Consider the following 14,312-nt stretch of genomic DNA (forward strand, 5'->3'; position numbering starts at 1 on the left):
TTACTAGTAATATAATATATTTCTTATCTACAATAAATTTTTAATTAATAATATATTATACTAGGTTTAAAAATTAAATTTAAAATCTAATAAAAAAATATGTAGGGTAGTGGATACATTACATGTATTGTAATATATGCTAATGTAAGTACTATGAATAGAAAAGTTCCTCCCACATAATTTATGAAATCTCTACAATTTAGTGGAATACTTACAACAATAGGCTTGTTTTGTTGCATGTTTTTTGCACATTTATATGTATCATAAAGACAGTAGCAAATAAAAGCCCAATTTAAGATTGTGTAGATGTAGAAGTTAACATGTACATCTATCCAAAGGAAAAGTAATCCCCATAGTAATCTTTTTATAAATCTTCTATAAAGTCCTAGATATAGAAGACCTACACCTGCTATGTCTACTACTGAAAATATGGCAGATATTACCACTGCAACTTTCAGATTTTTAGAATCATCATATTCTTCAAATGGTTCAAATATGAATTTTATTATTTTTGGAATATTTTTACTTCTTTTTTGTTTATATCTATTTTCTATGTATATTTCTGGAAGATCTTCATCTTTTAATTTTAAAATTTTAGAATATAATCTTCTACATTCTTTTACATATTCTAATATTCCTAGTTGTTCACATTGAGAATTACTTTCTAGGGGTTTTCCACATACACTACATATCTCATCTTTGCTTTCATTGATATGAAAACATCTAAGACATCTTCTCTTCAATTAAATTATTCTCCCTATTTTCTTTTTTTATTAAATATTTAATAAATTATAGTTATGTCTTTGAAGTCAAAGTCATCATCTTCACATAATTTTCTTACTTCATTAAGATATACTTCAAATATATTTTCATTATCTTTAAGATTTTTAGATTCTGCAAAATCATTTATGAATTTTACTATATTTCCCACACCATTTCTTAGATATATTTCTAGCTTTCCACCATCTTTTAGTTCTATTTCATCAAAGTCTTTTGTAGGATTAATTTTTTCATCTGATTCATAGTAATCATCTTCTATCTTATCATATTGTTGTTGTGTGTATAATTTAGATTCATACCAATCTATATAGTAAAGGATATTTCCTCTTTTATCTTTTTTATCATCACCAAAGATGCCATCACCAAATTTAAATTTGAAAGTATCCATGTGAAGATTATAGAAGGCTGTATCATAGTATAAATTATATGCATCATCAACTTCCATGTAGTATTTCTTATTGAATTTTGCATTTAATTTAAAGTCTTCTTCATAGAATTCATCGTCAAAGTCGTCATCGTCAAAGTCATCATCTTCATCGTCGAAATCGTCATCGTATCCTGCATTACCTATGGTTATTGTAATACTTCCATCTGATCCATAATGAACAGTTCCTGATTTATCTGGACCTGCATATTGTTCAACTAATTCTTTTATAGCTTCATCAGTTATTGTACCATTTTCTACCAGTTTTTGTATTTGGTCGAATTGTCCTATTTCCTGATCTAGTTGTTCTATTTCTTGATCTAATTGTTCTATTTCCTTGGCTAGTTCTTCTTGTGTTAATGAATCAAAATCATCTACATCATCATCGAAGTCATCGTCGAAGTCATCATCTATGTCATCTTCAGGTATTATATTATTAGTTGCCTGGAATTGTTCTAGGGCTTTTTGTTCTTGTTGTCTTCTTTGTTCTATGACTTTCTGTGATTCCATATATTTTAGTTGATTTCTTCTTTCAAGTTCTTGTTGATTTTCTTCATGTGTATCATCAAGTTGTGACATTCCATCAGCAATATTGTATATTAAAAATATTGGATATATGAATAGTAAAGCAGAATTCACTGTCATAATTGCAAAAAATAGTATTATTCCAACTAGAAACATCTTAAGTGCTTTTTGTCTGTTTCCTGCATATAGTTGCCCTAGTCCACATATTCCAAAAATTCCAATAAATCCTAATGCTACTGCTACTTCTGGACTTTTACTTGGTATTGCTGTGTTATCATAGTAGTTTGGATGTATTTGTTGATATTTTTGATATGATTTGTATTCTCTGTTGCTGAATTCTTCAAATTCATTTTCACTCATACATCTTCCATCTTCTAGGTAGAATTCTATTAGATTTACATTACAATAGTTACATACTAGGTCACTTGCTAGGTTGTCATTTCCACAGTTCATACATATTTTTGAATGATTGTTTGGATTTGTTATATGATCTTGTGGAAAATTTGGATCTTCTAGTAGTTGTTCATATGCACTTTCTGTGTATAGTTGTCCATCTTCTGTGTAGAATATGTATAATTCTTTTTGACATCCATAGCATTCATATTCAAAGTCATAGTTTTGTGTGTTACAATATGGACAGATTTTCATTTACTCCATCCTCCCTCTTTATTAAAGTACTACTCCTACTTTTTTTTAGAAGTAGCCCATCATTTCATCGTATTCTTCTTTTGTATAGATGTGTTCATCATCATCGCTTATGTAGAATTCATCTAGTACTTCACGACATCCACCACATTCTGTTTCTGTATCTTCATTTTGATAGCCACAATATAGACAGATTTTCAATTAAATCACCCTTTTTTGATTATTTAAAAGTATTATTAAAATTAGATTTATTAGTTAATACATATCTAGATGTCTATATTTTAGAATTTAATTAACACATATCTTAAAATTAGATGTGTGTATTTAGATTATTGTTTTATTTAGAAAATTAGTTGATTAAATTAATAGTTTATGTAAAATAAGTTGGATGTTAAAAATTCTATAAAAAAAGTAGTTTTGTAATTATAAAAAATAAAAAGAGATGAAGTTGGGATTAGTTAGTTTATATTTTCTGTATATTTATCTATTGTAAATCTTGTCCTAAGAAAGCTGGAATAGCTTGGTTACCATTTATTGCATCTGTACATTTAAGTGAATCATATGCTGTGTATATGTTCCAGATTAATGCTATGTATGTTCCTATAGGACCTATAACAAATACGAGACATGATAATATAAGTCCAATTACAAGTTGTACTACGAATCTTTTGTATAATCCTAGGTATGCTTGTCCAAGTCCTGGTATGAAGAAGGATAAAATTGCACCTATCCATTTATTTTTTGCCATGATGTTTCCCTCCCTTTAAATCGAAAGTAAAAGACTTTAATGTATTCAAAATAACTTCTATATTCTAATTTAAGTGAGGTATTATAGTATTATTGTTTACTAACTAACTTTATCCCATTCTTTTTATTATTCTTAATACATCTCTTAAATCAAATATCCTTAAATTATTATTAATTAATACTTAAATATAGTTTGATTTAGTGAATATTTAAATATCCCTATATAATACAAAGTATTATTCAATAAAAATTAAACAATAAATAAAAAAATACGAAAAATATCAAATATTTAAAAAAAAGCCATATAAATTAAAAGATTTAATAGATTAAATTTTAAAAAAAAAGAAAAATAAGAAAATATTTAATACAATAACACATAATTATTGTAAATCAATTCCTAATAATTTTGGAATAGGTTGATTGTTGTTAATTGCATCTGTACATTTACTTGCATCATATGCTGAATATAACATTAAAAGTAAGAGTATGTATGTTGCAATATCACCTACAACTGATATTAAAGATGATAATATGATATCAACTATAATTAATACTATGAATCTTTTATATAATCCAAGATATGCTTGTCCAATTCCAGGAATTATTAATCCAAGAACTGTTGCAATTGTTTTATTTTTTGCCATAGTGTTTTTCCTCCCTTTCAATTGAAAGTAAAAGACTTTAGATATATTAAATATTAATTTAATAAATATTTAAATATTCCTATACAAACTAAACTATTTTTCAATAAAAATTAAACAATGAACAAAAAAAATAAAAAAAATATAAAATATCTAAAAAATATACCTGAAAAATTAAAGATTTAATAGTATTAAATTTTAAAAAAAAGATGAAAAAAAAGAGAAGATTAAAATATTTAGTTTTATTGGATGTCTTGTCCAAATAGTGGTGGAATTGGTAGTGTTGTATTTACTGCATGTGTACAGAGGTATGCATCATATATTGCATATAATGACCATGCCATACTTATAAACATTAAAAGTAGTGCTATTGTTCCAACTTGGAATATAAATACATATAATATGTTTATTAGTACTGTTACTGCTAAAAATACTACAAATCTTTTGTATAATCCTAGGTATGCTTGTCCAAGTCCTGGTATTATTAAAGATAGAATCATTGATATCCACTGATTTTTTACAGCCATTGGTTTGTATCCTCCCAATTGTTATTTTGTTTAAATTATAATTATTATAAAGATCTCTTATGATTTTATTTTATTTTTTTATTATATAATCATAGTATCTTTTTTTTTAAAATATAATATGTATTATTACAAACTATTTTCTAAGAATAATAAAAAGTTTCATATCCTACTTGCTAATTTTATATTAATATTTTCTAAAAATAAGAACTTATCTAAAGTTTATGTAAAGTTGAATTAATTATTTAATAAAAAAAGAGGATTTAATATACAATATAAGAACTCCCTTTTTTAGGTCTTATTGTATATTATGTCCAAATAATTCTGGAATAGGTTGATTTTTATTTAATGCCTCAGTACACACATATGCATCATACATTGAATATATTGTCCATATTGTATTTAATGCATTAAATATATTAGCAACAGTTCCACCAGATATATATGCAATTATTAAAAGTATAATCATAACAACTAAAAATACTCCTAATCTATCATATAATCCAAGATATGCCTGTCCTAGCCCTGAAATTAAAAGAGATAAAATTACTGCTAGCCACTTATTTTTTGCAACCATGATTCTATCCCCCTCCACTTTTTTTAGTAAAATCTTAAAAACATGTTCTCTAAAAAAAATTGTATCCACAATTATTTTATTTTTTTTATAGTCCTAATGCTTTTTTGATTTTTGAGAAGAATCCTTCATTTTCTTCTTTTTTATCTTCAATGAGAGGTATTTTTTCCTCCTCTTTAGTTTCAACTTCTTTTTGAGTTTCAACTTTTTCATCTTGTATTTGTTGTTGAGTTTCAACTTCTTGAGCTTCAACTTCTACTTCTTGTTTTTGTGGTTCATCAGCACATGGCTGTTGACCTATAATCCCATTTTCTTTTCTTAATTTTTGTGTAAATGATAAGTTTTCGTCGTCTGCCATAACATCCAACTCCTTAATTTAAAATATCTTCCCCCTATAAATTTAAGGGAAAATATTTTCTTCTCTTTATTTTAAGAGAAATTTTATATCATTTCTAAAAGCAAGTGTCATATTATATTTAATAAGTACTTAATCATATATATGCAACTTTTAAGTATTTAATTATTATTAATAATGACAAATTATTTTCAGAGTATATAAATAAAAGATTATCACCCAGAATTTATTAAAAATTTTAAATTAATTCTAAAAATAGTATTTAAATATTAAATATATTTCATAAATTCATAATAACACCATAAATTAACACAATATATGAAAAGATGCAATTATATGAAGTTTTTAATTATTACTTTTAATAAATAAATATTATCTTATATAGAAATAATAATATTACAATTAAAACAATAATAAATAAAGATACTTTAGGAGAATTGAAATAATGCTTAATGATAATAATGAACAATGGAAAGTAGACTTTTTTAAGACATATGCAACAGCACAAGAAGATAAAGACCAACTTAAAGAAGCTACAAATCTAAAATTTGAACACTTCCCACCAGTACTTGGACAATACTACCCCTCTGATGTAAGTTGTGATGAACTTAAAAATATCTTTGATGGAAAATTAAAACTTCAAAAAGCAAAGAAAATGAATGGATACAACCCATCAATTGTAGATATTGACTATGAAAAAACAATAAAAACACAACTTAATGTACTTATGCAAAATCAGATGCAAAAACTTAATGCTGAAGATCCAAACTTCCTTAGTGATGAAGAAGAAGAAATTATTAACTCTGCAGACTTCCCATTTATTAAACTTATGACACTTGTATATACTAAAGATACACAAGATATGACAGAAGATGAACAAAAACAGTGGAAGGACTATATGAACCAGTTCATAACACAACAAATAGTATTTAGTATCATAAATATGTACTTTACAATGAATCTATTTGAAGATAATGTATTTAAATGTAATTTCCAAACACCATACAACAAAGAAGAGCTATGGGCAAAATATACAGATAATCACAATGGAATCTGTATAACATACGACTTCAAAGAAGTATCACAGAAAATGCTCGAAATTGTAGAAAACATGTACCCACTACTTGATGTAAAAGAAAAACTAGACAAAGACGACCTAGACTATGAAATATACAACATGTACTGTGCATCACTATTTAATGAAGATAAAAATATAGATGAATTTGACAAACAATGGACATACCTATTATATCACAAATACACATCAACAGAATACATGATGCTAGATTCACTACTAGAACCAATCTATACAATGACAATGGAAGATGAACAAATCCAGAAAATCATAAAAAACAGCTACCTTGAAATAGAAGATGGAGAACTTACATACAACCACACAAAAATAATAGCAGATTTAGCTGCAGTACTTGAATCAAGTGAATTTGAAGCAAAAATTTCTGATAAAATAAAAGAAGTACATACAATAGTTGCAGATGAAATAGAAGTAGACTTCATTAAACCTGAAGCAGTATACTTTGCACTAAACTATCCAGATGATGAAATTGCAGAAATTAAAAAACTTGCAGATGAAGCAGACATACGTGTATTTAAAATCAAAAAAACAGAAGATAACAAACTATTCAAAGCATTAGTATAAGACCATTTTTCTAAAAAATAAGAGAAGATGAGGGGAATAAAATAATATGACATCAACATCTTATGGAAGACTTGTTGAGATATATGAAAAGATTTCAGCAACATCAAGCAGACTAGAAAAACAGGACATTATAGCAGATTTTCTTCGTGAAATAAAAGATACAGATCCTGACGGAGTCTATGATGTTGTACTCCTTCTTCAGGGAAAAATCTTCCCACCATGGAGTGAAAAAGAAATTGGAATATCAACACAACTCATAATTAAGGCATTATCAAAACTACTAGGTGAAAATTCTAAAACAATAGAAAAACAACTAGCAGAAGTAGGAGATATGGGAGAAATAACACAACAACTCATATCAAATAAGAAACAACAAACATTCTTCAGCATACCACTAACTATTAAAAAAGTTATAGGAAATCTACGAAAGATCGAAACAATCACAGGAAGCAACTCACAAAATAAGAAACTTAATCACATACTTGAACTTTACACATCAGCAAGTGGTGTTGAAGCAAAATATATTACACGTACAATAACAGAACGCTTAAGAATTGGTGTTGGTGAAGGAACATTAGTTGATGCAATAGCACAAGCATATGATATTAAAAAAGAAATAATAGACAATGCCTACATGCTATCAAATGATCTTGGAGAAGTTGCAAAACGTGCACAGATATCACAAAAACAGGTTGAAGAACTTTCAATAACACCAGGAAAACCAATAAAGCCAATGCTTGCACAGCTTAGTGAAGGAATAGAGGAAAGTGTAAAGGAAATTGGTGATGTAATTGTTGAAACAAAATATGATGGAATACGTATACAAATACATCACACTGGTGGTGTAACTAAGCTTTTTACACGTAGACTTGAAAATGTAACAGAAGCACTACCTGAAATTGTAGACTATGTAAATGAGGCAATGCCTGATTGTGACTTTATAATTGAAGGTGAAATTATTGCAACACGTAATAATAAGCCAATTTCATTCCAGCATATACTTCAACGTGTAAAACGTAAATATGACATTGAAGATATGAAAAAGAAAGTTCCACTTAAATTATTTGTATTTGACATACTATACTATAAAGAAGCAACACTTATGCTACCATTGCTTAAAAGACGTAGCTTACTTGAGGATGTAATTAAAACATCAGATGTTGTAGAACTTAGTAGTATGCGACATGTAAAAGGTGATGAATATAAAGATGCAGAAGAGCTCTTTAGATGGTCTATTGAAAACAATCATGAAGGTATTATGATAAAAGATTCAACAAGTCCATATTCTCCTGGTAAACGTGGAAAGAACATGCTTAAATATAAGCCTGTACGTGAAACACTTGACTGTGTAATAATAGGTGCAACATATGGAAAAGGAAAACGTGCAAAATTCTTTGGATCATATCTTCTTGCATTGTATGATACAGATAGTGGTGAATATAAAACACTTGTACATGCAGCAACAGGACTTGATGATGTGATGCTTGAAACACTTACAAAACGTATGTCAAAACTTGTAATAGAACAACATGAACAGACAGTTAAGATAAAACCTGAAGTTATTCTTGAAGTTGCATATAGTGAAATTGTTGAAAGTAGTGAATATGAAGCAGGATATTCATTAAGGTTCCCTGCAATAAAATCTGTTCGTGATGATCTTCGTCTTGATGAAGTTGACACAATTGATAAACTTAAAGCTATTGTTAAGGCAAGCAAAGAATAATTAATACAACCAACCATATATAGTATTACAAAAGATACTTGTTATGAAAGATGAAAAAATATTTAAAATAGCCATAATTACAACAATAATAGGACTTATAGGTCTTATTATTACATCAGGCTATGTTGTAGCACCACAGATAAAAATAAGTGAAATTGACAATACAAAGATTGATTCAGAAGTAGAAATAGATGCAAAAATTACAGATATAAAGATTCTAAAATCAAATACAATGATAATTACACTAGCTGATGAAACATCAACAATAAAGCTTGTAATATTTAATTGCCAAGATTTCAAAGATATGCTTCATAAAAATATGGATGTGACAGTTACAGCAAAAGTAACACTCTATAATGGAGAGCTTGAATTAATACTTCAAAATATGAATGATCTTAAAATAAAATAACCACCCCCCCCAAATCCCCTACATCATTTTCTTTTTTTTATAAAAGCTATTTTAAAAGATAAATATTAAAAATATTATCTATATAGAAAAAATTTTTATTTGAGTTGATTTTAAATTGAATTATAATAATAAAAAATCATTAATTATTCCATCAATTATCTGTTTTCTTGCAGCACTACTAATAAGTGTAAAGTTTAGCTTTCCAATATCATGGGATGTATTCTATCATATTCACATGGCAAAGCTATACCAGGCAAATGGACTTATATTTTGGGATTATCTGACTGTTGCACCAGTTGGACGACTTATAATGTATCCACCATTAATTCACTTGTTTATGGCATTTATATCAAATATTACAACACTTAATGTAGTGAGTGTTACACGATTTCTTCAGCCATTTTTCGGATTTTTCATGATCACATCAATTACATACACATCATATCTTCTTACAGATAAAAGATGTGCATTTTTCACAGGTATACTTTCACTACTTTGTTTTGTTACATTTAACAGAGCAGTAATTACAACACCTGCAACACTTGCAATATCATTTTTCATGCTTTGTTGTAGTTTTTATTTTAAGGCATTTAATGATAAAAATATGAAATATTTACTGATATCTGCAGTACTTTTTGGTATTATTGCAAATCTTCACATGGCTACATTTATAATTACATGTGGTGTTATAGCTCTCTATAGTCTTATAATGATAGTACGTCGAAAAGTATTATATAAGTATCTTGGAGTATTTATGCTCATTGCACTTCCTATTGCTTTTATTTGGTGGGCTTATGTTGAATTAAAGTATGGATTGTTTTTTAAATCAACAGGTGGAAGTTTCATGTTTATTGGTGAATTTCTTGTTAAATACTTTGGTATTATTCCATCAATTCTATTGATTTATGGAACATATTCACTAATAAAAGATAGGTCTGAAACATCAATATTTATACTTATTTGGATGTTATCTGTTGTTGCACTTAGTCAATGTCCACTTATTGGTATTAATACAATATCTATAAGAATTCTTGAAGTTGCAGCATATCCTATGATTATTGTCACAGGAATTGGATTTAGTAAGTTATATGATAAGATAAAAAATGAGAAAAATCATAAAATTATTACATTGCTCTTAATTTGCTATGCATCAATTACATGTATTGTATATGCAGATAGCTATACACCAGATGTTATAGATGATACACAAAATACTACACAGATTCTTCCAAGTGTTGTTCATGAGGTTGTTGATCCTGTAGGTTACTTTCTTAAGCCATCTATTATTACCTCACGATATGGTGATATTTCACTTGCACATTCAAGATATCAGGTGATGGATTGGTTTTTAAATAATACTAATGGAAGTTTATGTGTATGTGAAGATTCAATTATGGATACAATTATTGTTTCAACATCAAATACACCAGTTATTTATGGTGGATTTACAGAATCTATTCCTGATTATGTTACAGATCCTGTTCATATTGTGGGTGGATATTCAACAGCAAGTGAAATTCATGATCTTGGCATTGGATATATACTACTTGATCATAATACTAACACACCAACATATGCAAATGTTGTATATACAAATGAACACTACAAGATATGTACAATAAAGATGGGAGTTTGATAGATTATGAATAAGAAAAATATTATAATTGCAGGTATTATTATTGTTGCATTTGCTCTTATTTGTATGTTAAATCTCTACACAGATTCAATAGATGATGAGGATGATTGTCTTGTTATCTCACTTTGTACAGGTAATATGCGCTCTATTGAATCTGGTGTTAGTGTTTACTGTGCACGTTATCATATGCCACTTGTATTATCAGATAAAACTATTCCTGATCAAATTATGAACTGGCTTCCAGGATATGTTAAGGAAAATAATATTAAAAAAATAATAATTATAGGACCTATTGATGCATCAGAGATAATAAAGCTTGAATCACTTGGTATTAACATAAAACAAGTAAATGATAATAATATTGCATCAATTCTAACTAAAATGGCAAGAAACAATAAGGATATAAAACATGATAGTGTAATTTTCACAGCATCAGATCCACTTGCTGCACATCTTGGAAGTTATATGAATTTGCCTGTTTTTATCACAGCAAATAATTCATCATATAACTCAGCAGATCACCTGGCAGATGAATATAGAGAGTATCTTAAAGATTATAATATTCAAAGTGTAGTTATTGTAGGATCACTTCCTGAATCTCTTAAAGATGACATTAAAAGATTAAATATTTCAATTGATGAAATAACAGGACATGATACACTGGAGTTAAGCTATAATGTAAATAATAAAATTAAAGAGATGGGCTATCTTAACAAATCAAGTAGTGCATATTATGGTTTTTATGGAGAAGTTGCATCGATCATACCTATTGCATATAATAAAAATGCAATGGTAATTGAGGACTCATCAAATATGGCAGGAGCATCAAATTATCTTAAAGAAAACAATATAACTGACATCTACTTTAGCAGGAATTTAAAATCTGACTACATACTAATGGAAGAAGAAGACTATATTTCAGATAGTATAATAAAAGAACTACAAGATAACAACTTTAACATAAAAACATTTACAAAACAAAGAACACTAGATGAAGCAACAGGACTCTATGATGTACGTATAACATCAGCACAAATAATGGAAAACATAAACCAAAATATGCAAAAATATGACAAAACACCACAAAAATGTGACATGCCACCATTAATATCAATGCTAAATAACAACACTACAACATGGCAAGATTCAAACAATATAACATGCAACATAACACAAAACAATACAACAACATATACAATGAAGTGGAGCACAATACATCCATACACATTTACAAAAATCAATGATACATACATTCATGCAACAACAAATACAGGCTATGAATATGACTGGATATATACTGGAAATAATACATACAATTGTATCTATAAACTAAATAATACACAATATCACACAACAAGATGGACACAACAAGACAACAAGTGGATTGAAACTCAGGATAATACAACATACACCTGGTATTATAATAATGAAACTGGATGGAGTTGTTGTGATGAAAATAATACAATAATCTATGAAATTATAAAAAAATAGATAATATCCAAAAATCATAAAATAAATATATAATATAAAAATTTTTTAATCTAAGGAGAACACGATATGAAACAACTATTTGGAACATTTGGAGTAAGACGTGTTGCAAACACAGTACTTACACCTGAATTTGCATCAGAAATTGCAGCAGCATACGGTACAAAAGTTAAAGGAACAATAGCAGTAGGATCAGATCCAAGAACATCATCTGAAATGATAAAACATTCAGTAACAGCAGGACTACTTTCTGTTGGATGTGACGTTGTAGATCTTGGAACACTACCAACACCAGCACTACAATATGGAGTACGTAAATACTATGATGGTGGAATAATGATAACAGCATCACACAACCCACCAAAATACAATGGACTTAAACTTCTTGATGCAGATGGAATAGGAACACCAGATGATCTTGAAGAAGAAATAGAAGAAATCTACTTTGGAAAAAAACAACAACGTGTAACATGGGATAAAATAGGAAAAGCATACAAAGCAAATATTATCGATGAATACATAGATGAAGTACTCAAAAGAGTTGATACACAGGCAATACGAGATGCAAATCTTAAAGTTGTTGTAGATTGTGGATCAGGTGCTGCATGTGATACAACACCATACATTGTACGCAAACTTGGATGTGAACTTACAACACTAAACTGTCAACCAGATGGTGCATTCCCAGGACGTAATCCTGAACCTACAGAAGACAACCTTACAGATCTAATATCTGTTGTAAAAGCAACAGGTGCAGATATTGCATTTGCACACGATGGAGATGCAGATAGAACAATATGTATAGATGAAAAAGGACAATTTGTATTTGGAGATAAATCATTTGCACTAGTTGAAAAAGCAATGCTAGAAAAAAACAACGGTGGAAAGATCGTTACAACAGTTGCAACAAGTAATGCAATAGCAGATATTGCACGCCAAAATAATGGTGAAATTATCCTTACAAAAGTTGGAGATCTAGTAGTTGCACGTAAACTTAAAGATGTAGATGGTCTCTTTGGTGGAGAAGAAAATGGTGGACTTATCTTCCCAGACTTTGTATATGGACGTGACAGTGGACTTGCAACAGCTATGATACTTGAAATTGTAGCAAAAACAGGAAAACCATTATCACAACTAATAGATGAGCTTCCAACATACTACTCAGAGAAAAGAAAAGTTGAATGTGCAGATGATAAAAAAGCATACGTTGCAGAAAAGATTCTTGAAGAAACAACAGACTATGAAGTTGACACAACAGATGGTGTAAAAATTATAAATGATAAAGGATGGGTAATTATCAGACCATCAGGTACAGAGCCAATATATAGATGTTTCTCTGAGGCAAAAACACCAGAGGATGCAGAAGAACTTGTTGAATGGGGAATGAATCTTATAAATAAATATCTAGATTAGATGTTTCATAAACTCCTTTTTTCTTTTCTTTCCTAATTTTTTTAAATTAAATTAATTTATGTTAATCTTACCTTTTTTATAACATGTTCAATATATATTAATACACTTAACATTAACATTATAACTTTATAAAATTTATCAAATTATAATTACTAAATTAACAATTTTTACAATTTAATAGGTGAACATTTTTAAGGTGGAATTTAAGATGACAATCATTCAAAAAGAAATAGCAAGTCGTGTAAAAGACATGAGAGAAGTATGTGAAATGAGTGTACAACAACTAGCAAAAAAACTTGACGTTGACACAGAAACATACATGCAATATGAATCAGGAGATGTTGATATACCAGCAAGTATATTATATGAAATATCAATCATCTTCAATGTAGATACAAGCCTACTTTTAACTGGTGAAGATACAAGAATGAGCAGCTTTGCTGTTACACGTAAAGATAAAGGTGTACGAGTTGACAGACGTGAAGCATACGACTATGAACTTCTTGCATCAAACTTTACACATAAGGCAATGGAGCCATTCATTGTAACTGTAATGCCACGTAATGACAACTACATTCCAGAGCCAAACTATCATAAAGGTCATGAATTTGTATATGTAATTGAAGGACAACTTAGAATATACATAAAAGACAATGTAATTGACCTTAATGAGGGTGACTCAATATACTTTGATTCTGTAAATAAACATTCAATGGTAGCAATAGGAGAAAAAAGAGCGAAGTTTCTCGATGTATTAAAAGGTGAATAAAT

The 14,312-nt window shown here is 28.4% G+C and carries 15 protein-coding genes; 7 read left to right on the top strand and 8 right to left on the bottom strand.

Going from position 1 to position 14,312, the window contains the following annotated elements; translation table 11 throughout:
• Positions 1-86 precede the first annotated feature (86 nt).
• The 8 genes from MRZ80_RS05635 to MRZ80_RS05670 all read right to left on the bottom strand — a co-directional run bounded on the left by MRZ80_RS05635 (position 87) and on the right by MRZ80_RS05670 (position 5,218).
• A complete protein-coding gene (locus MRZ80_RS05635; protein ID WP_292537084.1) occupies positions 87-743 on the bottom strand; it encodes a hypothetical protein in 657 nt (218 codons plus the stop codon).
• A gap of 38 nt (positions 744-781) precedes the next feature.
• A complete protein-coding gene (locus MRZ80_RS05640; RefSeq protein ID WP_292537086.1) occupies positions 782-2,377 on the bottom strand; it encodes a hypothetical protein in 1,596 nt (531 codons plus the stop codon).
• Positions 2,378-2,422: 45 nt separating this feature from the next.
• Positions 2,423-2,575, bottom strand: coding sequence for a hypothetical protein (locus tag MRZ80_RS05645; protein WP_292537088.1), 153 nt, complete (start codon positions 2,573-2,575; stop codon positions 2,423-2,425).
• A 283-nt stretch (positions 2,576-2,858) separates the two neighbouring features.
• Positions 2,859-3,122 (bottom strand): hypothetical protein, encoded by a 264-nt coding sequence (locus MRZ80_RS05650; protein WP_292537091.1) that lies wholly within the window; start codon positions 3,120-3,122, stop codon positions 2,859-2,861.
• A 379-nt stretch (positions 3,123-3,501) separates the two neighbouring features.
• On the bottom strand, positions 3,502-3,765 hold the full coding sequence (locus MRZ80_RS05655) for a hypothetical protein (RefSeq protein WP_292537094.1): 264 nt from the start codon (positions 3,763-3,765) through the stop codon (positions 3,502-3,504).
• A gap of 239 nt (positions 3,766-4,004) precedes the next feature.
• Positions 4,005-4,289: a hypothetical protein gene (locus MRZ80_RS05660; RefSeq protein WP_292537096.1), complete on the bottom strand. Its 285-nt coding sequence runs from the start codon at positions 4,287-4,289 to the stop codon at positions 4,005-4,007.
• Between the two features lie 295 nt (positions 4,290-4,584).
• A complete protein-coding gene (locus tag MRZ80_RS05665; protein ID WP_292537099.1) occupies positions 4,585-4,863 on the bottom strand; it encodes a hypothetical protein in 279 nt (92 codons plus the stop codon).
• Between the two features lie 85 nt (positions 4,864-4,948).
• Complete coding sequence (locus MRZ80_RS05670; RefSeq protein WP_292537101.1) at positions 4,949-5,218, bottom strand: hypothetical protein; 270 nt, start codon at positions 5,216-5,218, stop codon at positions 4,949-4,951.
• Between the two features lie 442 nt (positions 5,219-5,660).
• On the opposite strand from MRZ80_RS05670, the gene MRZ80_RS05675 reads away from it, so the two are divergent.
• The 7 genes from MRZ80_RS05675 to MRZ80_RS05705 all read left to right on the top strand — a co-directional run bounded on the left by MRZ80_RS05675 (position 5,661) and on the right by MRZ80_RS05705 (position 14,310).
• Entirely contained in the window at positions 5,661-6,872 is a 1,212-nt protein-coding gene (locus tag MRZ80_RS05675; protein ID WP_292537103.1) for a hypothetical protein, read from the top strand.
• A 46-nt stretch (positions 6,873-6,918) separates the two neighbouring features.
• Positions 6,919-8,595 (top strand): ATP-dependent DNA ligase, encoded by a 1,677-nt coding sequence (locus tag MRZ80_RS05680; RefSeq protein ID WP_292537104.1) that lies wholly within the window; start codon positions 6,919-6,921, stop codon positions 8,593-8,595.
• Between the two features lie 43 nt (positions 8,596-8,638).
• Complete coding sequence (locus MRZ80_RS05685) at positions 8,639-9,004, top strand: OB-fold nucleic acid binding domain-containing protein (RefSeq protein WP_292537106.1); 366 nt, start codon at positions 8,639-8,641, stop codon at positions 9,002-9,004.
• Positions 9,005-9,119: 115 nt separating this feature from the next.
• Positions 9,120-10,640 (top strand): glycosyltransferase family 39 protein, encoded by a 1,521-nt coding sequence (locus MRZ80_RS05690; protein ID WP_292537108.1) that lies wholly within the window; start codon positions 9,120-9,122, stop codon positions 10,638-10,640.
• Between the two features lie 6 nt (positions 10,641-10,646).
• On the top strand, positions 10,647-12,131 hold the full coding sequence (locus tag MRZ80_RS05695) for a hypothetical protein (RefSeq protein WP_292537110.1): 1,485 nt from the start codon (positions 10,647-10,649) through the stop codon (positions 12,129-12,131).
• A gap of 66 nt (positions 12,132-12,197) precedes the next feature.
• On the top strand, positions 12,198-13,541 hold the full coding sequence (glmM, locus tag MRZ80_RS05700; RefSeq protein WP_292537112.1) for a phosphoglucosamine mutase: 1,344 nt from the start codon (positions 12,198-12,200) through the stop codon (positions 13,539-13,541).
• 208 nt (positions 13,542-13,749) lie between these two features.
• Positions 13,750-14,310, top strand: coding sequence for a cupin domain-containing protein (locus tag MRZ80_RS05705; RefSeq protein WP_292537114.1), 561 nt, complete (start codon positions 13,750-13,752; stop codon positions 14,308-14,310).
• The last annotated feature ends 2 nt before the right edge of the window (positions 14,311-14,312 follow it).

Origin of the sequence: Methanosphaera sp., assembly GCF_022768985.1 — an archaeon.
GTDB lineage: Archaea > Methanobacteriota > Methanobacteria > Methanobacteriales > Methanobacteriaceae > Methanosphaera.